Source organism: Microbulbifer rhizosphaerae (genome assembly GCF_014191725.1).
In the GTDB taxonomy this organism is placed as follows: Bacteria; Pseudomonadota; Gammaproteobacteria; order Pseudomonadales; family Cellvibrionaceae; genus Microbulbifer; species Microbulbifer rhizosphaerae.
In genome coordinates, this window is record NZ_JACHWZ010000004.1 from 1 (window position 1) to 26,128 (window position 26,128).

General features: G+C 61.9%; 21 protein-coding genes and 2 pseudogenes. 20 read left to right on the forward strand and 3 right to left on the reverse strand.

What is annotated here, in order from left to right; translation table 11 throughout:
- Positions 1-174 precede the first annotated feature (174 nt).
- From FHS09_RS04810 to FHS09_RS04850, 10 genes and pseudogenes are all read left to right on the forward strand, one after another.
- Positions 175-402 carry a hypothetical protein gene (locus tag FHS09_RS04810; RefSeq protein WP_183457312.1) on the forward strand — a complete coding sequence of 76 codons (228 nt, stop codon included), beginning with the start codon at positions 175-177 and terminating at the stop codon, positions 400-402.
- 10 nt (positions 403-412) lie between these two features.
- Positions 413-681, forward strand: a pseudogene (locus FHS09_RS04815) (GMP synthase (glutamine-hydrolyzing)); the annotation flags it as partial.
- 222 nt (positions 682-903) lie between these two features.
- Positions 904-3,684: an immunoglobulin-like domain-containing protein gene (locus FHS09_RS04820; RefSeq protein WP_246394580.1), complete on the forward strand. Its 2,781-nt coding sequence runs from the start codon at positions 904-906 to the stop codon at positions 3,682-3,684.
- A gap of 272 nt (positions 3,685-3,956) precedes the next feature.
- Entirely contained in the window at positions 3,957-5,003 is a 1,047-nt protein-coding gene (locus FHS09_RS04825) for an ATP-binding protein (protein ID WP_183457314.1), read from the forward strand.
- 228 nt (positions 5,004-5,231) lie between these two features.
- Positions 5,232-7,205 carry a response regulator gene (locus FHS09_RS23070; protein WP_183457316.1) on the forward strand — a complete coding sequence of 658 codons (1,974 nt, stop codon included), beginning with the start codon at positions 5,232-5,234 and terminating at the stop codon, positions 7,203-7,205.
- A complete protein-coding gene (locus tag FHS09_RS23365) occupies positions 7,088-7,342 on the forward strand; it encodes an IS4 family transposase (protein WP_221191802.1) in 255 nt (84 codons plus the stop codon). Before FHS09_RS23070 ends, FHS09_RS23365 begins: the two co-directional genes overlap by 118 nt.
- On the forward strand, positions 7,339-8,142 hold the full coding sequence (locus FHS09_RS04835) for a substrate-binding periplasmic protein (RefSeq protein WP_183457319.1): 804 nt from the start codon (positions 7,339-7,341) through the stop codon (positions 8,140-8,142). The genes FHS09_RS23365 and FHS09_RS04835 overlap by 4 nt, the downstream gene beginning before the upstream one ends.
- Before the next feature lie 149 nt (positions 8,143-8,291).
- Positions 8,292-8,500: pseudogene (locus FHS09_RS22715) on the forward strand (IS5/IS1182 family transposase); the annotation flags it as partial.
- Positions 8,501-8,644: 144 nt separating this feature from the next.
- Entirely contained in the window at positions 8,645-11,371 is a 2,727-nt protein-coding gene (locus tag FHS09_RS04845; protein ID WP_183457321.1) for a response regulator, read from the forward strand.
- Positions 11,372-11,523: 152 nt separating this feature from the next.
- Complete coding sequence (locus FHS09_RS04850) at positions 11,524-11,940, forward strand: zinc-binding dehydrogenase (RefSeq protein ID WP_246394552.1); 417 nt, start codon at positions 11,524-11,526, stop codon at positions 11,938-11,940.
- 94 nt (positions 11,941-12,034) lie between these two features.
- On the opposite strand, the gene FHS09_RS04855 is transcribed toward FHS09_RS04850, so the two are convergent.
- From FHS09_RS04855 to FHS09_RS04865, 3 genes are all read right to left on the reverse strand, one after another.
- Positions 12,035-13,093: a tetratricopeptide repeat protein gene (locus tag FHS09_RS04855; protein ID WP_183457324.1), complete on the reverse strand. Its 1,059-nt coding sequence runs from the start codon at positions 13,091-13,093 to the stop codon at positions 12,035-12,037.
- Positions 13,086-14,609: an adenylate/guanylate cyclase domain-containing protein gene (locus FHS09_RS04860; RefSeq protein WP_183457326.1), complete on the reverse strand. Its 1,524-nt coding sequence runs from the start codon at positions 14,607-14,609 to the stop codon at positions 13,086-13,088. Before FHS09_RS04860 ends, FHS09_RS04855 begins: the two co-directional genes overlap by 8 nt.
- 293 nt (positions 14,610-14,902) lie before the next feature.
- A complete protein-coding gene (locus FHS09_RS04865) occupies positions 14,903-16,102 on the reverse strand; it encodes a LysR family transcriptional regulator (RefSeq protein ID WP_183457328.1) in 1,200 nt (399 codons plus the stop codon).
- A gap of 149 nt (positions 16,103-16,251) precedes the next feature.
- On the opposite strand from FHS09_RS04865, the gene FHS09_RS04870 reads away from it, so the two are divergent.
- From FHS09_RS04870 to FHS09_RS04915, 10 genes are all read left to right on the forward strand, one after another.
- The gene (locus FHS09_RS04870) at positions 16,252-16,941 is read left to right on the forward strand and encodes a 4-carboxy-4-hydroxy-2-oxoadipate aldolase/oxaloacetate decarboxylase (RefSeq protein WP_183457330.1); all 690 of its coding nucleotides are present in this window, start codon (positions 16,252-16,254) and stop codon (positions 16,939-16,941) included.
- 1 nt (position 16,942) lies between these two features.
- Positions 16,943-18,052, forward strand: a complete 1,110-nt coding sequence (locus FHS09_RS04875; RefSeq protein ID WP_183457332.1) for a 4-oxalomesaconate tautomerase — start codon at positions 16,943-16,945, stop codon at positions 18,050-18,052.
- Positions 18,049-18,957 carry an NAD(P)-dependent oxidoreductase gene (locus tag FHS09_RS04880; RefSeq protein WP_183457334.1) on the forward strand — a complete coding sequence of 303 codons (909 nt, stop codon included), beginning with the start codon at positions 18,049-18,051 and terminating at the stop codon, positions 18,955-18,957. Before FHS09_RS04875 ends, FHS09_RS04880 begins: the two co-directional genes overlap by 4 nt.
- 6 nt (positions 18,958-18,963) lie before the next feature.
- On the forward strand, positions 18,964-19,983 hold the full coding sequence (locus FHS09_RS04885; protein ID WP_183457336.1) for an amidohydrolase family protein: 1,020 nt from the start codon (positions 18,964-18,966) through the stop codon (positions 19,981-19,983).
- Between the two features lie 2 nt (positions 19,984-19,985).
- Positions 19,986-20,894: an amidohydrolase family protein gene (locus tag FHS09_RS04890; protein ID WP_343057405.1), complete on the forward strand. Its 909-nt coding sequence runs from the start codon at positions 19,986-19,988 to the stop codon at positions 20,892-20,894.
- 23 nt (positions 20,895-20,917) lie between these two features.
- Positions 20,918-21,316 carry a protocatechuate 4,5-dioxygenase subunit alpha gene (gene ligA / locus FHS09_RS04895; RefSeq protein ID WP_183457338.1) on the forward strand — a complete coding sequence of 133 codons (399 nt, stop codon included), beginning with the start codon at positions 20,918-20,920 and terminating at the stop codon, positions 21,314-21,316.
- Between the two features lie 4 nt (positions 21,317-21,320).
- Entirely contained in the window at positions 21,321-22,160 is an 840-nt protein-coding gene (locus FHS09_RS04900) for a class III extradiol dioxygenase subunit beta (RefSeq protein ID WP_183457340.1), read from the forward strand.
- Positions 22,161-22,373: 213 nt separating this feature from the next.
- Entirely contained in the window at positions 22,374-23,324 is a 951-nt protein-coding gene (locus FHS09_RS04905; protein ID WP_183457342.1) for a Gfo/Idh/MocA family oxidoreductase, read from the forward strand.
- Between the two features lie 23 nt (positions 23,325-23,347).
- Complete coding sequence (locus FHS09_RS04910; protein WP_183457344.1) at positions 23,348-24,334, forward strand: aldo/keto reductase; 987 nt, start codon at positions 23,348-23,350, stop codon at positions 24,332-24,334.
- A 370-nt stretch (positions 24,335-24,704) separates the two neighbouring features.
- Positions 24,705-26,102: an aldehyde dehydrogenase gene (locus FHS09_RS04915; RefSeq protein WP_183457346.1), complete on the forward strand. Its 1,398-nt coding sequence runs from the start codon at positions 24,705-24,707 to the stop codon at positions 26,100-26,102.
- The last annotated feature ends 26 nt before the right edge of the window (positions 26,103-26,128 follow it).

Sequence of the window (26,128 nt, forward strand, 5' to 3'; positions counted from 1 at the left end):
GACCTCGCGGACAAGCCTACAGGGACGTATTCACGGCGTGTCCCGGAAAGGCGCACCCCGCTTCAGCTCCCGGAACTGAACCCCGAAACTTGAGTAACTATAGTACCGTCAGCAACATTTGGACTGGATAAAGGCCCTAATATATTTTGGATTTGAGCAGGGGAGGGGAGAAGAATGTATCGGCAGTTTACAGACAACCTGGTCGCGGGGCTGTCATCGCGAGCCAAGCTGGAGGAGGACCTCTATCTCCAAGTGGACAAGCTGGTGGCCCTGGTGTCGGGACAGACCGCCCTGGATAACGGCGACTACCAACCGAGCCGGGCAATTCGTAATCATTATTCGCTCGTTATTGAGGAGCACGCTCTTGCTGTTCGCAAGCTTTTGAATCAACTATTCAGATAGCCCGAATACCTTTATCGGAGAGCTGCATAAGGCAGAGTGGTATTAGAAGAGCAACTGGGGCTTTTATGGTGTTCCTGCCGGTCGAGCCCGTGGACATGTCGGCGACAGCCGACGCTACGAGTTGGTGGGCTGCGCGTCGTGGAAGCTGTGGACTTTGAGCGCACCTGCCCTACGAACTGATCGAGAAGGTCTCCAATCGCATCATCAACGAGATAGAGCATATCTCCCGCGGACCTACGACGTGTCCAGCAGCCGCCGGTGACTATTGAGTGGGAGTAGGTGGCTCGCGCTCTCCCGCCCCCCTTCTTCGTCGTCCTCTACCAGCCCTTCGAACTGCGGATTCGTCTCTCCATATTTGCCGAGCAGGCGTGTGTAAGGAGCAGCAGGTCACAATTTTCCGACGTCCTCCTTTTTGTCCGACGACGGAGTCGATATCTTTCGCGTTCGATGTAAACGATTACAGCCATTCGCCCACAGCGGCCAGATCATTGAGTGAGCAATATGAATATCGGCAGGGTCCACGGCCTGGTGCTGGCTTTATCCTTGGCCATAAGTGCCTGCGGAGGTAGCAGCGATTCCGAACATACCTTCAGCCTCTCGGCCAACCAGGCGCCGTCCATCAGCCTCAACGGCGATGCCAGTGTGCAGATAACCGTCGGCAGCAGCTACAGCGACCCGGGCGCGAGTGCCGCGGATGGGGAGGACGGCGATCTCAGCGGCAGCATTCGGGTGGACTCGACCCTGGACAGCGACAGGGCCGGCAGCTATCGCATCACCTATACCGTCACCGACTCCGCCGGCGCCAGCGTTTCGGTGACGCGCACTGTGGAAGTGGTGGCCGACTCCGAGTCGCCGCCCATTGTCACGGATCCGGGCGACCCTGAGGGCCCCGTTGTCACGGATCCAGGCGACCCTGAGGTCCGCGTTATCACGCATCCAGGCGCTCCGCTCACCCTCTCGGACCTCGAGACACTCAAAGCCTATGTCGATCAAGGCAAGCAGCCATGGAAGTCCGGCTTCGACCTATTGGCGGGGGATGGCAAAGCCCGGCTCACCTATAACATGCAGGGGCCTCGCGAGAAAGTGAGCCGCGCCCCCCACGAGAATCTGTGGCCGTGGCGCAACGACATGGTCGCGATCTGGAATCTCTCGCGGATGTGGTATTTCACCCAGGACGACAGATACGCGATGAAGGCGCGCGAGATACTACTTACCTGGGCCACCACCCAGACTGAGTTCTCGGGTCGCGAGTCGATGCTCGATCTGGGCGACTACGCCTACATGTTCGTGGGCGGCGCCGAGATCCTGCGAGGCACATGGCCGGGCTGGACGGAGGCCGACACGGCGACCGTTAAGAAGTATTTCAATGATGTCCTGATTCCCGCATCGGCCCCCTATGGCGAAATCCAGTACGGGGCCGCCAACAAAGGGGCGCTGTCCCTTGTCTCTCTTGGACTGATGGCTATTTACAATGACGACATCGAGCTACTGAACAAGGTCGTCTATCAGGTCCGCACGCTCGCCCATATCGGACTGCGCAGTTCCAACGACATTGGTATGCTCGGTGACTACCTTCGCGACCAAGGGCACGCCCACGGGCAGCTCCGGGCACTGGTTATGCTCGCCGAGGCGCTCTGGAAGCAGGGCATCGACGTCTATTCCGATTTTGACAACCGCCTGCTGGCGGCGGGTGAATACTACGCCAGGGTGAACGAACTCGTGCCCACGGAGGCTCTTCCTTTCGGCACTACCGATGCGTACTACCTAGCGGATTATACCAACCGCGGTTGGCGGGCTGCGGGGGGCGGGAACCTCCCGCTCAACCAGATATATGGCGCCTACGTCCTCCGTAAGGGGCTGCAAGCACCCTTTATCGCCCAGAGGCGCCTCTGGATGCCGGTCGACGGCAACAGTTTCATGTTCCTCAAGGACACCGACACCTCGAAGGCGGCGCCTGGGCCGGAGCTCCCCATCCCCTCCACCACCTCGATCACCTCGGGATTCAGCGGTATTGATCTTGGGGGGGCCACCCCGGCCGGCAAGGCTACTTACCATGCCGGCTTAGGAGTATGGATCGTAGAAGGAGCAGGCACCGGCACATGGTCCACAAACGACAGTTCTTACTTCGCTTACAAGGCCATCACTGGTGACAGCGCCATCGTCGCGAAAGTCGAGTCGGTTGAGTACACGCATCAGTCCGCCCAGGCGGGGGTGATGATGCGTACAAGCCTCGAAACAGGCGCCCCCCGCGCATTGATGACCGTCTCCGCCACCGGCGGCCGGGCCCAACAGAATATGCCAAAACTTCAAGTGTATGGCGGCACCAACTATGGGAACAAATCCTTCGAGGTCGCCAGCTCCACAGCCTCGTACTGGCTGAAGCTTGAACGCATCGGAAACGTCATTACCGGCTACGTTTCTCCCGATGGCACCAACTGGGCTGCCACCGATGTCGGCCGTATCAACGCCCCGGTCCCCGATACGATCTATGTCGGTTTGGTGGTCTCCTCCCTCAACAACGGTACGCTGAACAGCTCCACCTTCAGCAATGTCGAGATCACAGGCGGCGATGGTGATGCACTAATCGTCACCCCCGCTGCGCCCGCCGCCCTGCTGGCTTCGCCGGGAAATGGCGCCGTCCCGTTGCGCTGGCAGGCGTCTTTCGGAGCCACTGGCTATACGGTCAATCGTTCCACCTCAAGTGGCGGGCCCTACACAACCGTCGCGTCGGGCGTCAAGGACAGAAGCTACACGGACACGTCGGTAACCAATGGCACGACCTACTATTACACCGTCACAGCGAGCAACTCCGCCGGCACGAGCGATAGCTCTCCCGAGGACAGCGCCACACCGGTTCGCTCGCTGGTGAACGTCGCTGCCGGCGGCACTGCCAACGACAGTGCGGATGAGCCGACCAACGCCAGCAGAGCTTTCGACAAAAACTCGAGGACAGACTGGTTCTACTCGGGCGTGAGTGGCTGGCTGCAGTATGACCTCGGCCACACGGAGGTTGTCCAGCGCTATGCGCTCACCAGCTCCCGCCACCAGGACGCGCGCGATCCGAAGGAATGGCAGTTCCAGGGCTCAAACGACGGCTCCACCTGGACGACGCTTGACACGCAAAGCAATCAGGTATTCGCGGAACGCTTCGAGGTGAAGACCTACACCGTCGCAAGTCCGGCCTCCTATCGCTACTACCGGCTCAACATCACAGCCAATAATGGCGACAGCGCCTCCACGGCTCTCGGCGAATTCGGGCTGTTCGCTTCCAAGCCGCAGTGAACCCGATATTCGATTGACGTCAACAGGGGGCAAACTCTGGTCGAAAGCGGTCTTCTCCCTCGACGAGTGGCTTCTTCAAATCTGTGACGCTGGTATCCGTTTGGAGGGTGATTAAAAATTATACTTCTTCGTGGCGGCGTGTGATTGAGGCGTTTCCATATTCGCCTTTGCCTGGTTCACCAACCCCGTGATTCCTTTTGTGGACTGCATTGCTCACCCGGGTCACGACCTGCCTCCGGCGTCTTTGGACCGCAGAAAGAAGAAAAGTGTGTATGAGCAGTGAACAGGCCTTCGATCCCGAAAGTTATTCCATTTTTGTGAGCGAAGTACGGGAGCTGTTGCAGTGTATTTCCACCGGCGTGAAGCGGCCCCACAACCATATCGATTTGCACGATCTCTATCGTTTTGTCCACACCCTCAAAGGCGTGTTGGCGGTGTACGCCCTGGACGCGGCTGTGGTGGCGGCCCACAAGATGGAGGATCATCTGCACAAACTGCAAACCCTCCGGGAGCCCTTGACCAAAATGGAGCGGCTGCGGCTGCAAAAGTCGGCGCAGAAGGTGGGCAGGGAAGTTGTTGCCGGCTTGCGTAAGCTATCTGCGGCGAAGAACAGAAAATCGCCCAGGAGATCGCAGTCGAGCGAGCAATTGCGGGTGGATGCCCAGCGGTTGATTCCCATCCCTTCGCAACAGGGTCCGGCAGAAAAGCTGCAAAACCTGAAAATCCCTACCCTCTACGATAAGGTGCAGGCACCGCCTCACACCACCATGGCGCCGGTGTTAAAAAAGTATTTAGATACCGCCGATATGCTGGCGCGCAAGCTGGGCAAGAAAATCGACATCCATTTTAGCGGCGGTGAAGTGCCGTTGCCGCAAACCGGCATGACCTTGTTGTTCGCCAGTCTCCTGCATCTGATTCGCAACGCGGTGGACCACGGCATTGAACCCTCATCTAAGCGACTGGCGGGGGGCAAAGCGGAACGCGGCCGCCTGCACTTGATGGCGCGGCGGCACCGCGGCATGTTTATCCTATGCATCGCCGATGACGGCGCAGGTATCGATAGCCGCCAAGTGCGAAACATTGCCTTGCGCCGCGGCCTGATCAACAAGCGGGATGCGGCCCGCTCCAGCCAGGACGAACTGGTGAATTTAATTTTTCTGCCGGGTTTCAGTTTGAAGAAGAAGGTGACGGAAGTCAGCGGTCGGGGCATCGGCATGGACGCGGTGAAGTACGCGGTTGAAAAGCACGGGGGCCGTATCCTGGTCAAAACGGAAGTGGGCAAAGGCACCGCGATGAAGATTATGATTCCCTATGTTTGAGGTTCCAGCCTGTTGAATTTGGAGCTGCTCGACTGGCTGGTGTCGCGCGGGCAGGGACCGAGCAAGGAACGCCACCTCCACGACCCCGGCGCATTGCTCGACGCCTGGGGCCGAGGCAGGAATCGGCCTACCTTGTTGGCGGGCTTCCGGAAAAGGGCATTTATTCTTCCTATACTCCAAACATGACGTCTAGCGGGTGTGCCCCACCACACCGCGTGGGGTAGAAGTGTGCAACAGGACTTCGGCGACTTCGAGTTCCTCACCAGCATTCTTGACGCCCTCGCGGACCCTGTGTTCGTGAAGGATACGCAGCACAACTGGGTGGCTCTCAACGACGCCTTCTGCCGCTTCATGGGGCATCCCCGTGAGGATCTGCTGGGCCGCAGCGATTTCGACTACTTCCCGCACGACGAGGCCCGGGTCTTCTGGAAGAAGGACGACGTGGTGCTTTCCACCGGGCAGGAGAACGTCAACGAGGAGTGCTTCACCGGCGCGGATGGGGTAACGCGGATCATCTCGACCAAGAAGACGCGCATGAAGGTGCGTGACGAGGTCTACCTGGTCGGAGTAATTCGAGACATCACCGAGATGAAACGGGCCGAGAACGATCTCAGGGAGGCCCGGGATGCGGCCGAGGCGGCCAGCCGCGCCAAGAGCCTGTTCCTGGCCAGCATGAGCCACGACCTGCGCACGCCCATGTTCGGCGTGCTCGGATTCACCGATCTGCTCGGGGAAACCGACCTCGACCCGGTCCAGCGTGAGTACGTTCGGCTTGTCGACCAGTCCGCGAACTCCCTGCTGGGGTTGCTCAACGACGTCCTTGACTTCTCGAAGATCGAGGCCGGTGAGCTTGTCTTGGAGCAGGGCACCTTCCGCCTCGACAACGTGCTGGGGGAGTCCCTGCATTCCCACGCGGCGCCCGCGGCGGACAAGAGCCTGGAGCTCGCCTACCGCCTGCCTCCCGATCTGGCGGATCTGACGGTCGAGGGCGATCGGCTTCGCCTCCGCCAGGTCATCGACAACCTGGTGAGCAATGCGGTCAAGTACACGGACGAGGGGCACGTCGCGGTGGACGTCTCGGTCGTCTCCCGCACCGACCGGGAGCTGGTGCTCCGGTTCGAGGTGGAGGACACGGGCATCGGCATCCCGAAGGAGCGGCGGGCCGAAATCTTTGAGGCTTTCCAGCAGCTCAGGCCTCCTGCGCCCCGCCAGGGCGTGGGGCTGGGCCTGGCCATCGCAACGAGGCTGGTGGAGCGGATGGGGGGGGAGATCGGCGTTCAGAGCGAGCCGGGCCGTGGCAGCACCTTCTGGTTCACCGCCCGTCTGGGACTGGCCGGCGAGGCACCGCGCTTCAGGGCGTCGCGGGACCTCCTGCGAGGCCGCCGGGTCCTGGCGGTAGATGACTACCCCCTCAACCTGCGCATCCTCACCGAGGTCGTCGAGAACTGGGGGATGGAGCCCGTCGCAGTGGGCTCGGGCGCCATTGCCCTGGACGAGCTGCGGCGGGCAGCCAGGGCGGGCACGCCCTACGACCTGGTGCTGCTCGATCAGGTGATGCCCGAGATGTCGGGGTTGGAGGTTGCCGAGCAGATCCGCGGGGACGACACCCTGCGGGATCTGCCCATCGTCCTCCTCTCCTCGGCGGCGGTGGGACTGGCCGAGCCCGAGCGCTTCCGATCCGCCCGGATCTCGCATTCCTTGCTCAAGCCCGTCACGCAGCTTGAGCTGTGGACGGCCGTCGTCGAGGCGCTGGGGCCCCCCGCGGAGAAGGCCCCGTCCAAGGCCCGGCCCGGCGTCGTCAGCACCCGCCGGGTGCTGCTCGCGGAGGACTCGCCGGTGAACCAGGCGTTGGTCATCCGCCTCCTGGAGAAGCGCGGCCACGATGTCACTCTCGCGCGCAACGGCCGGGAGGCGGTCGAGGCCTTCGAGCCTGGCCGGTTCGACGTCTTGCTCATGGACGTCCAAATGCCCGAGCTGGACGGCTTCGACGCCACCCGAGCCATCCGAGCCGCCGAGCGGAAGTCAGGCACCCACGTTCCCATCATCGCCATGACCGCCAATGCCATGAAGGGCGATCGAGAGAAGTGTCTCGAGGCCGGCATGGACGGCTACCTCTCCAAGCCGGCCCGGGCCGAAGACCTCTACGCCGCGGTGGAGGGCGCCGGGCCAGAGCAAGCGTCGAGCGCATCCCGCCGTCGCTGAACACCCGTGCTCCGCGTGGTGCCACCCTCGGCGGCTTCCTGGGCCGCAAGCGCGACGGCGAGCCCGGCGCCAAGACCCTCTGGTGGACACTAACTTTAGAAAATATTTTCAATCAAGCTATGGAAGGATCAACATGAATCAAAAGCATCATTCCGGTGGCAAACGGTCTGCTGTAGACATTACGAAAAAGCTAAGTTTCATAATAGCGTTTTTCATATTGTGCTTGCTCTCTGATAAAGGGTTTTCAGAGAATGTAGTCGTCGGATTTGGCATCGACAAACCACCATTTGTGATTGGGTCCTCCAAGAAAGGATTAGAAATTGATATATTTCGTGAGGCGTTAGCATACAAAGGGCATACTTTGGAAGTCGTTCACTTGCCTAATAAACGACTTCAGAAAGCATTGCTCACTATACAAGGTATTGACGCGGTAGCCACAGTTCGGCAGGTACCTGGAGATGGATTATATTATGTCGATGATTTTGTATATTTTGATAATTACGCCATTTCCAGAAAAAAAGACAACTTGAAAATCAATAAAGTTTCGGATCTTGTGGGGAATTCAATTGTAGCTTGGGAGAATGCATATCGGGATCTCGGCGCTACTTTTGAAGAACTTTTCCAACCCGTTCCCCCCAAACCTTACAAGAAATATTATATCGAACATAGTAGTCAAAAGGGCCAAAATGAAATGTTCTGGAGAGGTCGATCCCAAATCATAATAGTTGATAAAGCTGTTTTTGAATGGCATCGAAAACAATTGGGTAAAAAGTATGATACAACTGCTGAGATTGTTTATCATTCTATCTTTTCAGGGAAAACCTATTTTCAAGCTGCTTTCAAGAGCAAGGAATTAGCAAAAGACTTTGAAGAGGGTTTGAAACATATAAAAAGGACTAGTATGTACGATCATCTCTATAAAAAATACACAAAATAAGCACGTGACTTCGCCGGAGCGCAAGGAGGCCCGGACTTCTTCCGTGCCCGACTGGATCAGATGATCGATCTGTGCCATCCGTTGGCAGTGCTGGCCACGCGGATGTTGTGGGTGAGGCCGCCGTGGCCATGTGATGCGACTAGATCGGGCGTTTCCGCCGCGCGCTCGGCGAGGCTGGGGAGGAATGAGGGGCTCAAGGTCACGATCAATGCGGCGGTGCGGCCGGCCGAGTTCGAGCGGGTGATCGTCAGCACCACGGTGCAGGAGAAGGCTATCGCCTGTCCGACGGACAGCCGGCTGCTGGTGATTGCGCGCCACCGGGTGGCCAAGGCGGCACGGAGTTACACTACGTTATACTACTTGAAGGGACGCTACCCGCTTGCCTTACGCTCTTGCGAGTCACGGGCTACCTCTCAACCTCTTTCCACCTGCCCCCTACTGCCAGGAACTCAGAAGAGGTGACGACTATCCTGACACAGGAGGGACGGCGGGAACCAAGCCGATGGACAGCCCGTCGGAAGTCGGAGGACATATTAAAGATATGCGGGTTGGGGAGGCACTGCGGGCATTCTACACGCGGGTGCGTAGCCAGGTCGGCCTGCGCATATTCGCCAGCGTCCTGCTGTTCAGTTTCGCGGTCACCCTGACGCTCACTGCTATCCAGCTCTACCTCGAGTATCGGCGCGGCGTCGATGCAATCGACAGCCAGCTCGTGCAGATCGAATACGGCTATCTCGGCAGCCTGCGCGAAGGCCTGTGGCGACTCGACGAGGGGTACCTGCAGGCCCAAGTGGATGGCATCGTCCGGCTGCCGCACATCCGTGCCGTCGAAATCCGCGAAAATGCAGACAGCGCTCCTCTGGTCGTGACCGCGGGCCAGCGGGCGAGCCAGCGGGCCGTGGCGAGGGAATACCCCATCTTCTATTCCGTCCGGGGCACCGAGCAGCGGATCGGCACCCTCTATGTCGAGGCGACCCTGACCGAGCTTTACCGGGAATTGCGCCGCAGCGCCCTGGTCATCCTGCTCAGCGAGGGCCTGCAGACCTTCCTGGTCTCCGCCTTCATCCTCTACATCGTCCACCGCCTCGTCACCCGCCGCCTGACGACGCTGGCGAGGTTCGTCCAAGGCTACGACCTCCGTAACCCACCGCCGCCGCTGCGGCTGTCGCGCGATCCCCAGGCGGAGGTGAAGGACGAGCTCGGCCAGGTGGCCGCCGCGTTCAATACCATGTGCGCGAACCTGCAGCGGGCCTATACCGATCTGCGAGAGCGGGAAGCGCGCATCCAGCGCCTGGTGGACTCCAACATCATCGGGGTGTTCTTCTGGACCCTGGCCGGTGAGGTCACCGCCGCCAACGACGCCATGCTCCGTATGATCGGCTACGACCGCCAGGCGCTGCGCTCGGGCCGGATCCACTGGGCCGAGCTGACGCCGCCGGAGTACGAGGCGGTCGATGCCCGGGCCGCGGAAGAGCTCCGGGCCGAGGGGGCCTGTCGGCCGTACGAGAAGGAGTTCCTCCGCCGGGACGGCAGCCGGGTGCCGGTCCTCCTCGGCGCCGCGCTGTTCGAGGGCTCCCGGCACGAGGGCGTCGCCTTCGTGCTCGATCTGACCGAGCGCCGGCGGGCCGAGGCCGAACGCGCCGCGCGCCAGAGCGCCGAGGCTGCGAACGTCGCCAAGAGCGCGTTCCTGGCCAGCATGAGCCACGACCTGCGCACGCCCATGTTCGGCGTGCTCGGGTTCACCGATCTGCTCAGGGAAACCGACCTCGACCCGATCCAGCGTGAGTACGTTCGGCTTGTCGACCAGTCCGCGAGTTCCCTGCTGGGGTTGCTCAACGACGTCCTTGACTTCTCGAAGATCGAAGCTGGTGAGCTGGTCTTGGAGAAAAGCACCTTCCGCGTCGACGACGTGCTGGGGGAGTCCCTGCATTCCCACGCGGTGCCCGCGGCGGACAAGAATCTGGAGCTCGCCTACCACTTGTCTCCCGATCTGGCGGATCTGACGGTCGAGGGCGACCGGCTTCGCCTCCGCCAGGTCATCGACAACCTGGTGAGCAATGCGGTCAAGTTCACGGACGAGGGGCACGTCGCGGTGGACGTCTCGGTGGTCTCCCGCGCCGACCCGGAGCTGGTGCTCCGGTTCGAGGTAGAAGACACGGGCATCGGCATCCCGAAGGAGCAGCGGGCCGCAATCTTCGAGGCTTTCCAGCAGGTCAGGCCTCCCGCGCCCCGCCAGGGCGTGGGGCTGGGCCTGGCCATCGCAACGAGGCTGGTGGAGCAGATGGGGGGTGAGATCGGCGTTCAGAGCGAGCCGGGCCGTGGCAGTACCTTCTGGTTCACCGCCCGTCTGGGGGTGGCCGGCGAGGTACCGCGCTTCAGGTCGTCGCGGGACCTGCTGCGAGGCCGCCGGGTCCTGGTGGTAGATGACTACCCCCTCAACCTGCGTATCCTCACCGAGGTCGTCGAGAACTGGGAGATGGAGCCCGCCGGAGTGGGCTCGGGCCCCATGGCCCTGGACGAGCTGCGGCGGGCTGCCAGGGCGGGCGCACCCTACGACCTGGTGCTGCTCGATCAGGTGATGCCCGAGATGTCGGGGTTGGAGGTTGCCGAGCAGATCCGCGGGGACGACGCCCTGCGGGATCTGCCCATCGTCCTCCTCTCCTCGGCGGCGGTGGGGCTGGTTGAGCCCGGGCGCCTCCGGTCCGCCCGGATCTCGCATTCCTTGCCCAAGCCCGTCACGCAGCTTGAGCTGTGGACGGCCGTCGTCGAGGCGCTGGGCGCCCCCGCGGAGAAGGCCCCGTCCAAGGCCCGGCCCGGCGTCGTCAGCACCCGCCGGGTGCTGTTCGCGGAGGACTCGCCGGTGAACCAGGCGCTGGTCATCCGCCTCCTGGAGAAGCGCGGCCACGATGTCACTCTCGCGCGCAATGGCCGGGAGGCAGTTGAGGCCTTCGAGCCCGGCCGGTTTGACATCTTGCTCATGGATGTCGAGATGCCCGAGCTGGACGGCTTAGACGCCACCCGAGCCATTCGAGACGCCGAGCGGGAGTCAGGCACCCACGTTCCCATCATCGCCATGACCGCCCATGCCATGAAGGGCGATCGAGAGAAGTGTCTCGAGGCCGGCATGGACGGCTACCTCACCAAGCCGGCCCGGGCCGAAGACCTCTACGCCGCGGTGGAGGGCGCCGGGACAGGGCAAACGTCGAGCCCATCCACCCGGCGGAGGTAGACGTGGATATACTGCGCGAGGCAGACGCCACCTTTACCAAAGAGCTGCACAAGGCGACTGGTACCACAAGACCAGCCAGCGATTGAATCAGCTTTCTTGTTGCGCCGTGCGCTGCAGGCGGCTGAACGACCAACCGAGTGCTGGCACGATGCATGCCCCGTGATTCTGCGATCGCCGGTATCAACCGGACGCGCTCGCCAGCCTGGGGCGAGCAGGTTAGGGATCTGACGAATGGGCAGGGGGCCCACTTGATGATCGACGTTGGCGGAGCGGAAACATTGACGCACGCGGCTGATGCACTGCATATGGGGGGGCACGTAGCTGTGGTCGGATATGTATCCGGCCCCGAGATACGATTGGACCTGCGCCCCCTCTTCATCGGCAGACGCGCCCGCGTGCACGGGCATACTGTCGGTTCCCGCAAGCAGTTCGAAGCCATGAACCGGGCAATAGAGGCTCACGGGTTGAATCCGGTCATCGATAGCCGCTTCGGGCTGGAAGACCTTGCCAGTGCCTATGTGCGGGTCCGCTCCGGCGAGGCTTTCGGCAAGGTGTTAGTGACGCTGTAGAGGACAGCTACGCCGCCGAGAACGGCGAGCGCATAGGCTTCTACGCCCAACTGGCCTGGGTCAGCCCTCGTTGATAATTGAGCTGGAGTAGGGCCTAAAATTCGGCGGTGGGCGATGCCGACAGGGCCCGCAGGTTTTGCAGTACTTTTTCGGCCCGGGCGATGCTGGCCAGCAATTCGACGTTGTCCGGGTCCAGGGTTTTGGCTTCCCGCCAGACGTCCAGAGCCCGGTCGATATCGCCCTGGCTGTACAAATCATTGCCCCGCTTGATCGCGGTTTTGATCCGGACGTTTAACTGCGTCCGGAACTGCGATTGCAGGGGCAACAGTTGCGGATGTCGCGGCGAGCGTTGCCGTAGCCGGTTCAGATGTTGTCGCGCGCTGAGCAGATCGCCGGCGTCCAGCGCCTGCTGCAATGCCACGACAGCCCCATTGTCAAAGGAAGCCTTGGCAGGTTGGCGTTTCGCCTGGCGAAGCTGGCGGTCGGCCAGGGCCAGGTCGCGTTCGATGTCGTCCTGCTTATCGTCGTCGCCGTACAAACGCTGTGCAATCTGCAAACCGCGGCGGGCCAGCGCATAGTCCCGCCGTTCCAATGCCCGCTGCGCATAAAGCTGCAGCTCTTTTGCCGATTTACGGCATTTGCGGTGATAACTGTTCAGTTCCAGCCAGGTCAGCGGGCCGGGGCCTTTGACCTGCCGCAGGCGCTGGTAGGCCTCGGCGTCTTTCAGCAATCGCTCGCCGCGATGGATCGCCAGTTCCGTGCGCACCAGCTCTTCGCGCAACTGGCGCCGCTCGGCCAATTTCTGCCGCGCCGAGCTCAGTATCCGGCTGTCCGGCAACGCGTGGGAGGCATGACGAAAAATCCCGTCGGCGCCGCGCCAGTCGTCCTGTTGCTCCAGCCGGCTCGCGGCGCGGATTACGTCACGCTCGAACTGCCGGAGGCTGCTGTGCAATTGTTTGATTTGTTGTTGCTGAACCGAGGTCGCAATATCCAGTTTCTGCAGCCGGTCGAGTTCGGTCGACTGACGGCGGACCTGTTGCAGCGCGTTGGGCGGAAAACCTTCCAGCGCCTGCTGCTGCGTCGGTATAAGGCTGCAGGCCGGCAGCAGCGGCAATAGCAGCAGCCATAGCAGCAGCGCTGACCGGCTAGGCATGGCCGACAGCCCGCCGGTTCTGCTGATCGGACCGATAGTTCAGCACTTCCTGCAGATTGGCCTGCAGCAACGGCTGAAATTTGCGATGGATATCCTGCACCGTGTAAATCCTCACCGGCGCCGACTTGCCGCGGATCGGCAGTGTCTGCCCGGCCTGGGCGATGACGCGGGACTGCAGAGTGTGAAACAGTTCTTCTCGCATAATGATTTGATCCGGTCTGGCCACGGAGCATAACCTGGAAGCGAGGTTGACCGCATCCCCGACCACGGTGTATTCCATCCGGTCGTCGGAGCCCAGGTTGCCGGCCAGCATCGCGCCGTAGTTGATGCCGATGCGAAAATGCACCTCGGGCCGGCCGTCGGCGCGGCGCTGCTCGTTTAACTGCGCCGCCAGCCGCTGAATCAATATCGCGCAGCTGACCGCGTTGAATGTGTGCTCGGTATCGTCCTCCAGCACGCCGAACGCCAGCATCGCACAGTCGCCGATAAATTTGTCGACCACGCCTCCATACAACGAACAGGCGCTTGAAATATAAGAGAAATATTCGTTTAACAATTCGGAGACCTGACTCGGCTGCAGCTTTTCCGACATCGCAGTAAAACCGACGATATCGGCGAACAGCACAGTCGCCTCGACCGGCCGGCTGACGAGGCGGATCTCGTCCAGGTTGGCCAGTACCTTGTCGGCGACGTTTTTCGACACATAGCGTGAAAAAACCTGCTCCACTTGCGATTTTTTCAACAGCCCGGCCGCCATATTGTTGAAACCCTCGATTAAAAAGCCGATTTCGTCGTTGCGCCGGTCGTCGAGCCGGACCCCCAGGTCGCCGCGGTCGATGGCCCGGGTGGCTTCCATCAGATGGTGGATCGGCAGCGACAGTCGCCGGCTCAGCCAATAGGCCAGCAGGGACGCCAGTAGGGTCATGGCCAGCGTAGCGTAGATAATCGCGTCGCGGGCCCTGGCCGCGGCCTGATCCATCAGCGACGCCGACAAGGTCACCACCGCCGACCCGACCCGGATGTCCTGGTAGGTGGCCGGTGCGATAAAGCTGATCAGCCGTTCCGGCGGCCTGTCCGCCGTCTGCAGGAACCAGGGCCGGGATATGACCCCGGTTGAATCGAAAACGGTATCGGCCCGGTCCGGCTGGATACCGGCCGCCGACAGCAATTCGCCGTTATGGGTATAAATACCGGCGCCGAGGACTTTTTCATCCTGACCCAGGTTGGCGGTGAGCATGCGCAGGTTCAGGCCGTCCTCCGACAAAATCGGCTCACTGGCCAGTTTCGCCAGTTGCAGCGCCATGGTATGGCCGAAATCTTCCAGTTGCGCGTGCATCAGGCGATTCTGGTTATTGCTGATGAACAAGCCCAGGCTCGCCATCCCCAGCACCAGCAACAGGGTCATGACCAGCGCCAGTTTGAACGCAATCGGGATATGGCCGGGTAACAATCGATACAGGCCCGATTGTGACACGCTGATGATGGGCCGCAGGGCGACTTTGATCTTAGTTTTCAACTGGCGTGTTCTCCATTATTCGTCATGCATTAGCCCGGCGAGCGAGAATAGGACTATAACAGCTCTTGGGCGGCGGCAAGACTGCGATACTCTAGGCCCGCCGCCGACACCGGCCGGCGCCCGAAGTCCGGGCCCGGTGAGCGTGTGAGATAGCCCAATCTATTGATCTGGCAATAGTTCGGATATCCTGCAATGGGTGGGTGTCACAGAGGTTTTTGATCGCCTCTGGCCGGTGAGGCATGATGCGAAGCCTCGCCAGGTGTTTGACAGCGGTGTTTCGGATAGCGCGGTTGTCAGTCGCGCTGGGTCGAGAAATCGTGAAGCAATTCGATAAACCTCGCCTGCACAGCGGTGGGTTTCCAGTCGTTGCGCGTGGTAATGCCAATGGCGCGAGTGGTGCCCGCCAGGGGGGTCGGCATCACCGCCAGCAGCCCGGCTTTCACATCCACTTCCACCTGTCGCGCGGGTAACAGCGCGGCCCGATCGGTATCCCGTAACAAGCTCCGGATAGCGACCAGCGAGCTGCACTCGATCACGTGCTCCGGTGGTGTCAGCTTCTCGCGCTGGAAAAAGTGGCTGAAAGCTTTCCGGGCGGGGGTCCGCTCACGCGGGGCAATCCAGTCCAGTTGACTCAGTACCCTGGCACTGGCCCGCCGTTTCGCCAGCAGGGGGTGGCCCGGCCGCACCACGATGTACAGAGGGTCGTCGAACAGAACCTCCTGCCGGATATCCGGGCTGGGCAGGGGGTGGCGCAAGGCGCCCACGATCATGTGGATCTGGGCATGTAGTAATGCGTGGAGTTGTTCATCGTAGGGGCCGTCAACAATTTTCACCCGCGTTTCGGGGTAAACCTGCAATAAGCGGGAGACTGCCTGGGGCACCATGCGTGTCCGGGCCAGGGGCAGGCTGCCCACTGCCAGACTGGCGACCAACTTGCCCCCGGTGAGTGAGCGCACCTCGTCAAAACCCTGCCGTATTTCATCGAAGGCCAGGTTGGCGTAACGCGCCATCTGCCGCGCCCGCCAGGTGGGCTCGACACCGAAGGGTGAGCGGCGAAACAGCTCCTGGCCGCTGACGGTTTCCAGCTCCCGCGCCGCGCGCTGTACGGTGGGCTGGCTCAGGCCCAACTGGTTGGCGGCGTGACTAAAGCTGCCGGTGTTCACCACGGTGATCAGTGCGCGCAGTTGCGCTACGGTCAGCAAGCGCCGTAATCCCTGTTGGCCGCCGCGCCCGGTAGCCTCGCGCTCCAATTGTTTCAGCCAGGCCAGGCCGCGCTCGACGCGTTCCAGGTAGACCCTGCCCGCCGCCGTTGGGAATACGCCGGAAGTTGTGCGATTAAATAGTTCGGTCCCCAGCATCCGTTCAATGCCGGAAAGGCCCTGGGTAACGGCGGATTGGGACAGGTGCACGGAGCGAGCCGCCGAGCTGATACTGCCGCTGTGACCCGCCTCGGCGAGGGCAGCCAGATGCCGCAGGTTGGGAACAGTGTCCATGGTCACTCCTTGTCGAGAGCACCATTATAGAAAAATCTAATGGGGTATGACAGTAATCGAACAAAGCATTTCAAGCGCTTTGGATAATAATGAGCAGCATCCGATTTGCAGTTTTTAGTAACTGTTCATAACAAACAGGAGGAGGCTGGATGGGCGTCTGCGTAACCAATATTGAGCGCGTCCCCGAGGATATCGCGGCGCAATATGCCGGCGCCGAAACCGCAACCGTACACGAGGCGCAGGGTCGCAAGGGGCTGATGGCTTCATATATGCGCCCTATCTACCGCCCCGCGAAAATCGCCGGCCCCGCGGTGACCTGTGAGGTGGCTCCGGGAGACAACTGGATGATCCATGTGGCGGTGGAACAGTGCCGGCCGGGGGATGTGCTGGTGGTTTCGCCCTCCAGCCCCTGCGAGGACGGTTACTTCGGCGACCTGTTGGCGACATCCCTGAAGGCGCGGGGTGTACTGGGTCTGGTGATCGACGCCGGCGTACGGGACATTGCCACCCTGACCGAAATGGGTTTTCCTGTCTGGTCGCGGGCGGTGTTCTGCCAGGGCACCGTCAAGGAGACCGTGGGTAACGTCAACATCCCCGTGGTTTGCGCCGGCGCGCTGGTCAATCCCGGCGATCTGGTGGTGGCGGATGACGACGGCGTGGTGGTGGTGCCCCGGCAGGGCGCCGCGGAAGCGGCGGAGAAAATACGCAAGCGCCTGATCAACGAGGAAGAGAAGCGCAAGCGGCTCGCCGCCGGCGAGTTGGGCCTGGACATCTACAACATGCGCGAACGCCTGGCCGAGAAGGGGCTGCGTTACGTGGACTCCCTGGAGGACCTGTAAGTTGCAAGCCGCGATTCCCTGTTCGGTGATGCGGGGGGGCACTTCCAAGGGGCTCTATTTCCGCGCTTCCGATTTACCTGCCGAGCCCTCCGCCCGCGACCGCCTGTTGCTGGCGGTCATGGGCTCCCCCGATGCGCGCCAGATCGACGGCATGGGTGGGGCGCATCCGCTGACCAGTAAAGTGGCCGTGGTCGGTCCCTCCCAGCGTGACGATGCCGACGTGGATTACCTGTTCCTGCAGGTGGTGGTGGAGCGCGCCGAGGTCAGTGATGGACAGAACTGCGGCAATATTCTGGCAGGCGTCGGTCCCTTTGCCATAGAGCAGGGCATGGTGCCGGCGGGAGACGAATTTACCGACGTTCGCATCCATATGGTCAATACCGGCGCCCTGGCCATCGCGCGGGTGGAAACCCCCGGTGGAGGGGTCCGGTACGAGGGTGATGCCCGCATCGACGGCGTTCCCGGCAGCGCGGCGCCGGTACTGCTCGATTTTCTCGATATCGCGGGCTCCAGTTGCGGCGCCATGCTGCCGACCGGCAACGCGGTGGACAGCGTCGAAGGCGTGGCGGTGACCTGCATCGACAACGGTATGCCGGTAGTACTGATGCGGGCGGCGGACTTCGGTATCAGCGGTGCGGAATCTCCCGCGGAACTCGAGGCCAACTCGGATTTGAAGCGGCGCCTGGAGACCATACGGCTTGCCCTGGGGGAGCCTATGCAGCTCGGCGATGTATCGGACAAAACCGTACCCAAGATGTGCCTGGTTTCGCCGGCCCGGAACGGTGGTGCCGTCTCCACCCGGACCTTCATCCCCCACCGGGTGCACGAGGCCATTGGCGTGCTCGGCTCGGTCAGCGTGGCCACCGGCTGCCTGCTGCCCGGATCGGTGGCGCAACAGGTCAGTGGACTCACGCCACAGGATGGCGCCACGCGGATGGATATCGAACACCCCACCGGGTTCTTTACGGTGGAAATGGACGTGGCCGGCAGCGGCACGGTATCTGGTTTTCAGGTGCGACGAGCCGCCCTGTTGCGCACTGCCCGCCTGCTGATGCGCGGCGAGGTCATGGTGCCTGGGGCGGTGGTGGATGCGGGGATAAAAACGGTATGAGTGCGATTCGACAGGTGGCCCTGCTGGGGCTGGGTGAAGTGGGAAGCATCCTGGCGCGGGATCTGTTGGTCCAGGGTGGTATCGCCCTGCGGCTCTGGGATCGGCAGTTTGATGACCCCGGGTCGGCGCCCAGCCGTACACGGGATGCACTGCTGGCGCTGGACGGGGTGGGCGCGGCAGACAGCGCGGGGGAAGCGGCGGCCGGCTGCGAGCTGGTTATCTCCGCCGTGACCGCCGACCAGGACCTGGCCGCCGCAGCGTCGGTGCTGCCGGGCTTGCCTCAGGGCTGCTGGTTTCTCGATCTCAATTCGGTGGCGCCCTCGACCAAGCGCAGCGCGGCCGACCTGATCGATGCCGCCGGTGGCCGCTACGTGGAAGCGTCCGTCATGTCCCCCATCGGCCCGCGCCGCATTCGTTCACCCATTCTCCTGGCTGGGCCGCACGCGGAAGCCTTCGAGCCGCTGGCCCGGCAGTTGGGTTTTGCCGGCGCCAGCTTCTATTCCGCCGAGCCGGGGCGGGCCGCGGCCACCAAAATGTGCCGCAGTGTCATCGTCAAGGGAATGGAAGCGCTGGTTTCCGAGTCTCTGCTCGCGGCCCGGCACTACGGCGTGGAGGAGGAGGTTCTCACCTCCCTCAACGATCTGTTCCCGCACCCCGACTGGGCGCAACACGCCCGCTACCTGATTTCCCGCACGCTGGAGCATGGTGTTCGCCGGTCGGAAGAAATGCGCGAGGTGGCTCGGACCGTTGCTGACGCGGGGCTCGATCCCTGGATGAGCCGCGCCTGCGTCGAGCGCCAGGCCTGGGCGCCGGGGTTTGCCGATGCGCTGTCGGAGGAGGAGCTTGTCCCCATGCTGGATCGCATTCGCACCGATTTCACGTCCTCTACGACCAAGGGAGAATAAGGGACCATGATTATCGATTGTCACGGCCACTACACCACCGCCCCCGCGCCCCATCAGGCGTTTCGCGAAGCACAGCTGGCCGCTTTCGAAGCCGGCAAGCCACTGCCGGAACTGCCGCGGATCAGCGACGACGAGATCCGCGAGAGTATCGAACAGAATCAGCTGCGCCTGCTGCGCGAGCGCGGCGCGGATATGACCATCTTCTCGCCGCGCGCTTCGGCCATGGCCCACCACCTGGGGGACGACGCGGTGTCCCAGCAGTGGACCCGCGCCTGCAACGACCTGATCAAGCGGGTGGTGGATCTCTATCCCGAGACTTTTATCGGCGTCTGCCAGTTACCCCAGTCGCCGGGCGTGTCCATCACTCACTCCATCGCCGAGCTTGAGCGCTGCGTGAACGAACTGGGTTTCGTGGGCTGTAACCTGAACCCCGATCCCTCCGGCGGACACTGGACCTCGGCGCCGCTCACCGACAGGAGCTGGTATCCGTTCTTCGAAAAAATGGTGGAACTGGACGTGCCGGCGATGATCCACGTGTCCGGCTCCTGCAACCATAATTTCCACGCCACCGGCGCCCACTATATCAATGCGGACACCACCGCCTTTATGCAGTTTATCCAGGGGGACCTGTTCAGGGATTTCCCGGACCTGCGTTTTGTCATTCCCCATGGCGGCGGCGCCGTGCCTTACCACTGGGGACGCTACCGCGGCCTGGCGGACATGCTGAAACAACCCCCACTGGATGAGCACGTGATGAAAAACGTGTTCTTTGATACCTGCGTGTACCACCAGCCGGGCATCAATCTGTTGTTCGAGGTGATCGATATCGACAACATCCTGTTCGGTTCGGAAATGGTGGGTGCCGTGCGCGGTATCGACCCGCAGACGGGCAATTATTTCGATGATACGAAGCGCTACCTGGACAACTTGAATCTCAGTGAAGAGCAGCGCTACCAGGTCTTCGAAGGTAACGCGCGCAGGGTTTACCCGCGGCTGGACAAGATGCTGAAAGCGCGGGGGGTGTAAACGTGAGCGAAACAAACACAGCGCCTTCGCCTTTTACCATGGACGCCGACTGGCTGCCGTTCCACCCGTCGCCGAGCAAGCCGCGGTTTGTACCGCCCCCGGGCGCGGTGGATGCGCACTGCCATGTATTCGGCCCGGGCGCCCGGTTTCCGTTTGCGCCGGAGCGCAAGTACACACCCTGTGACGCCTCGAAGGAGCAGCTCTGGGCACTGCGGGACCACCTGGGCTTCAGCCGCAACGTTATCGTACAGGCTACCTGTCACGGCACCGATAACCGCGCCCTGGTGGACGCCCTCGAGCACTCGAACGGTCTGGCGCGGGGCGTGGCGACGGTGAAGAACGATATCACTGACGACGAGCTGGCCGAACTCCATGCGGCCGGTGTGCGCGGTGTGCGTTTCAACTTCGTCAAACGCCTGGTGAACGCCTTGCCTTTCGATGTGCTGGAGAATATCGCGCAGAAGATCAAACCGCTGGGCTGGCACATTGTTATCTATTTCGAGGCCCGGGAGCTTCCGGAGTTGTACGATTTTTTCACCGCGCTGCCGACGACCGTGGTGGTGGACCATATGGGCCGGCCGGATGTCAGCAAGCCCGTGGACGGCCCCGAGTTTGAACTGTTTGTCAAACTGCTGCGGGAAAACCCGAACTTCTGGTCCAAGGTCAGTTGCCCGGAACGGCTGTCGCAGCAGGGACCGCCGGCTTATGCCGATGTGGTGCCCTTTGCGCGGCGCATCGTTGAAACCTTCCCGGACCGGGTACTGTGGGGCACCGACTGGCCCCACCCGAACATGAAAAGCCATATGCCGGACGACGGCCATCTGGTGGATGTAATTCCCCGAATCGCGCCCACTGAAGCGCTGCAGCACAAACTGCTGGTGGATAACCCCATGCGCCTCTACTGGAATTGAGAACCGACGACTGAGAGAACCCTATGTCCCTGGACAAACCCTACGCCGATATACCGGGCACCACTGTCTTCGATGCGGACATGGCGCGTGTCGGTTATCACCTGAACCAGTTTTGCATGTCGCTGATGAAGGCGGACAACCGGGAGCGATTCAAGGCGGATGAGCGCGCCTACCTGGACGAGTGGTCTATGACGGAAGCGCAGAAGCAGGCGGTGCTGGACCGCGACTACAACCGCATGATCGACCTCGGCGGCAACATCTATTTTCTCGCCAAGATTTTTTCCACTGACGGTCTCAGTTTCCAGCACGCCGCGGCCACCATGACCGGTATGAGCCAGGAGGAATACGCACAGATGATGTTGTCCGGCGGCCGCTCGCCGGAAGGCAACCGCTACCTGAACGAAACCTCCGGGGGAGACTAAAACCATGGCCAGAATAACCGCGGGCGTTACCACCTCCCATGTACCGGCGATCGGCGCCGCCATCGATCTCGGCAAAACACAGCAGGAATACTGGGCGCCGCTGTTCAAGGGCTACGAGTATTCCAAGCGGTGGATCGGGGAGCAGAAGCCGGACGTGATCCTGCTGGTCTACAACGACCACGCCTCCGCCTTCAGCATGGAGCTGATGCCCACCTTCGCCATTGGCACCGGGGAGAAATTCCAGCCCGCGGACGAGGGTTGGGGCCCTCGTCCGGTGCCGGAAGTTGTGGGGCATCCGGAACTGGCCGCACATATTGCCCAGTCCGTGATCCAGCAGGACTTCGACCTGACCCTGGTCAACAGGATGGACGTGGATCACGGGCTGACCGTGCCCCTGTCGTTGATGTTCGGCCAGCCCGGGGCCTGGCCCTGCAAGGTGATCCCCATCGCCGTCAATGTGGTGCTCTATCCGCCGCCCTCGGGGCGCCGCTGTTACGAACTGGGCAAGGCGCTGCGCCGCGCCGTGGACAGTTTCGACGGCGATCTCAATGTGCAGGTCTGGGGCACCGGCGGCATGAGCCACCAATTACAGGGGCCGCGCGCGGGCCTGATCAACCGCGAGTTCGACAACGATTTCCTCGAGCGCCTGGTAAACGACCCGGAGGGGCTGTCACAAATGCCCCATGTGGAATACATGCGGGAGGCCGGCTCCGAGGGCATCGAACTGGTGATGTGGCTGGTCATGCGCGGCGCACTCGACGACAAGGTCACCGAGAAACATCGCTTTTACCATGTGCCCGCCTCCAACACCGCGGTGGGGCACTTGATTCTGGAAAATTCTTAAATCTCAAGTTTCGGGGTTCAGTTCTGGGAGCTGGAGCGGAGTGCGCCTTTCTGGGACACGCCGTGAATACGTCCCTGTAGGCTTGTCCGCGAGGTCCCTCTCGCAGACAGTCCCAGAAAGGCGCACTCCGCTCCAGCTTGTGCCGCCGGCAGGCATCTCGAACTCCGAAGCTTGAGTTAAATCTGGATACCGATTTCAGCAGGAGTCACAGTTATGAAAATTGCACTGGCCGGTCCCGGCGCCTTTGGCATCAAGCACTTGGATGGCATACGGAAAATCGACGGTGTGGAGGTGGTCTCCATCATCGGGCGAGATGAGGAAAAGAACCGCCAGGTGGCGGAAAAATACGGTGTGGCTCACACCACTACGGAGCTGGAAGAGAGCCTGGCCCTGCCGGAAGTGGACGCAGTCATCCTGTGTACGCCGACGCAAATGCACGCCGCGCAGGCCATCCAGTGCATGCGCGCCGGCAAGCACGTGGAGGTTGAAATTCCCCTGGCGGACAGCTGGGCGGATGCGGAAGAGGTACTCAAGGTACAGCGGGAGACCGGCAAGGTCTGCATGGTGGGTCACACCCGCCGCTTCAATCCCTCCCATCAATGGCTGAACAAAAAGCTGCGCGCCGGCGAGCTGCACATCCAGCAGATGGATGTGCAGACCTACTTCTTCCGCCGCAGTAACCTCAATGCCCTGGGCGAAGCGCGTTCCTGGACCGACCACCTGCTGTGGCACCACGCCGCCCACACGGTGGACCTGTTCCAGTACCAGACCGGCGATGAGGTGATCGCGGCCAATGCCGTCGAGGGTCCCATCCACCCCGAACTGGGCATTGCCATGGACATGTCCATCCAGTTGAAGACCCGTGCGGGTTCGATCTGTACGCTGTCGCTGTCGTTCAACAACGACGGCCCCCTCGGCACTTTCTTCCGCTACATCTGCGACAAGGGTACCTACATCGCGCGTTACGACGATCTGGTCAACGGTAGGGAAGAGCCCATCGACGTGTCCCGGGTGGACGTGTCCATGAACGGCATCGAGCTGCAGGACCGCGAATTCTTTGCCGCGATCAGGGAAGGGCGCGAGCCCAACGCCAGCGTTGCCAGTGTGCTGCCGTGTTACAAGGTACTCTACGACCTGGAACAGCAGTTGGAAGATGCCAAATAACGAGCCGAAAAGGGGAGGGAGTGATGCAGCGCCGTATCGCGGACTGGCAGGGGCTCGCCATAGGCCTGGGCTGTATGAACCTGAGCCACGCCTACGGCACGCCGCCGGATCCGGCGGATGCCGGGGAGCTGCTGTTGCGGGCCCATGAATTGGGCGTGCGTCATTTCGATACCGCGGCCCTGTACGGTTTTGGCAGGAACGAAGAACTGGTCGGCAAGGTGCTCAAACCGCTGCGCGGCGAGATATTCCTCGCCAGCAAATGCGGTATGACCGGGGTGGACGGCAAGCGGGTGATCGACGGCCGGCCCGAGACACTCACGGCCACGCTTGAGGAAGCCCTGCGGCGCCTGCAGACGGACCATATCGATCTCTACTACCTGCACCGCTGGGACAAATCCGTGCCCATCGAGGACAGCGTCGGCACCATGGCGCGGATGGTGGAGCAGGGCAAAATAGGCGCGATTGGCCTGTCGGAAGTCTCCGCCGATACCCTGCGCAAAGCGCATTCAGTGCACCCCGTCGCGGCGGTGCAAACCGAGTACTCCCTGTGGACCCGCAATCCGGAAATCGCTTTGCTCGATACCTGCCGGGAACTGGGTACGGCGCTGGTGGCTTTCAGTCCTCTGGCCCGCGGTTTCCTCGCCGGTTCAGTCACTGATCCGGAGGCGCTGGAGCCCCGGGATATCCGCCGCAATATGCCGCGCTTTCAGTCACCGCACTTCGCGGTCAACTGCCGTTTGCGCGACGGCTTCCGGGAACTGGCCGCGGAGGCGGGCTGCACCATGAGCCAGTTGGCGCTGCGTTGGCTATTGGAGCGGGACCCCTGCGTTATCCCCATTCCCGGTACGAGGTCGCTTGCCCACCTGGAAGAGAATCTCGCCACTGCCTCCGTCGGGGTCAGCGAGGACATTCTGATGACGGCCTCGCGACTGATCGGGCCCAATACGGTCAGTGGCCCGCGGTATGGGGCGGCTACCCAGGCGGAAATTGATACCGAGGATTACGTTTGATCCGAATGGTACTAAGTTAAGGCTTTGGGGCGGACCTGCTGCCGGGGCTTCTTTGCGGGACACGGGCTGGGAGCCCCCCCCCGTGAATACGTCCCTGTAGGCTTGTCCGCGAGGTCCCTCTCGCAGACAGTCCCGCAAAGAAGCCCCGGCATCAGGCCCTTCGCATCAAGCTTATTGGCTTAACTTAGTGCCATTCACGTCTCTGATCCGAAGCACGGAGACGTCGGGTAGCAGCCCCTTTTCCCCAGCTATTTTGGGGGTGCAATATCTCCGAAATTATTGTAATGTTTCATAGCAATATATGAGGCGGGCGTCGTTATCGGCGCCCGGTGCGATGAGACAGAGGTAATAACAATAAGAGAGGCCGCTCATGAATTTCCAACGTATCAATCCCCTGACCGGGGAGGTCGCCAGCTCTGCCCGGGCGATGTCCATCGAGGAAGCACAGGCTGTTTGTGATACGGCAGGCGCCGCCAGCGCGGAGTGGGCCGCAATGGGCCCCAACGCCCGCCGGGCCGTGCTGGTCAAGGCCGCGGATGCCCTGGAGGCGCGTCGCGGTGACTTTGTCGAGGCCATGATGCAGGAGGTCGGTGCCACCGAGGGCTGGGCCGTGTTCAACCTGATGCTGGCCGCGGGGATGGTCCGCGAGGCGGCGGGCCTGACCACGCAGATTGCCGGCGAAGTGATTCCTTCCGACAAGCCCGGCTGCGTCGCCATGGCTGCCCGTGAACCGGTGGGGGTGATCCTCGGTATCGCCCCCTGGAATGCGCCCATCATCCTCGGCGTGCGCGCGATTGCCGTGCCCCTGGCCTGCGGCAACAGTGTCATTCTCAAGGCATCGGAGATCTGCCCTCGCACCCATGAACTGGTGGTGGAGGCGTTTGCCGAAGCGGGCTTCCCCGAAGGGGTGGTCAATGTGGTCACCAATGCTCCGGAAGATGCCGGTGGTGTGGTCGGTGCCCTGATCGATCACCCGGCGGTGAAGCGCATCAATTTCACCGGCTCCACCCGGGTCGGCAGGATCGTTGCCAAACGCGCGGCGGAACATCTCAAGCCCTGTTTGTTGGAGCTGGGAGGCAAGGCGCCGCTACTGGTACTGGAGGACGCGGATCTCGATGAGGCGGTGAAAGCTGGTGCTTTCGGCGCCTTTATGAACCAGGGACAGATCTGTATGTCCACCGAGCGCCTGGTGGTCGTGGATGCCGTGGCGGACGAGTTTGTCGGTAAATTTGCGGAAAAGGCCTGCTCCATGCCGGCGGGGGATCCCGCCAAGGGTGAAACGCCCCTGGGTGCGGTGGTGGACAGGGAAACCGTCAACCGCGTCAACGCTTTGATCGACGACGCCGTGGCGAAAGGGGCCCGCTTGGTAGCCGGTGGCAAAGCGGAGGGGGTGGTGATGCCGGCGACTGTGCTGGATGGCGTGACCGCCGACATGGACATTTACCGCGACGAGAGCTTTGGCCCCATCGTGGCGATAATCCGCGCCGCGGATGAGGAGGATGCCATTCGCATTGCCAACGACAGTGAGTACGGGCTATCCGCGGCGGTGTTTACCCGCGACAGCGCAAGGGGCTTGCGGGTCGCGCGCCGTATCCGCTCGGGGATTTGCCATGTGAACGGGCCGACGGTGCACGACGAGGCGCAAATGCCTTTTGGCGGTGTGGGGGCGTCGGGCTACGGGCGCTTCGGTGGCAGGGCGGGTATCGACCAGTTCACTGAACTGCGCTGGATTACCCTGGAAACCGAGCCGGGGCACTATCCCATCTGAGCCGCCCGGTTCAGCCTGTCACCTGC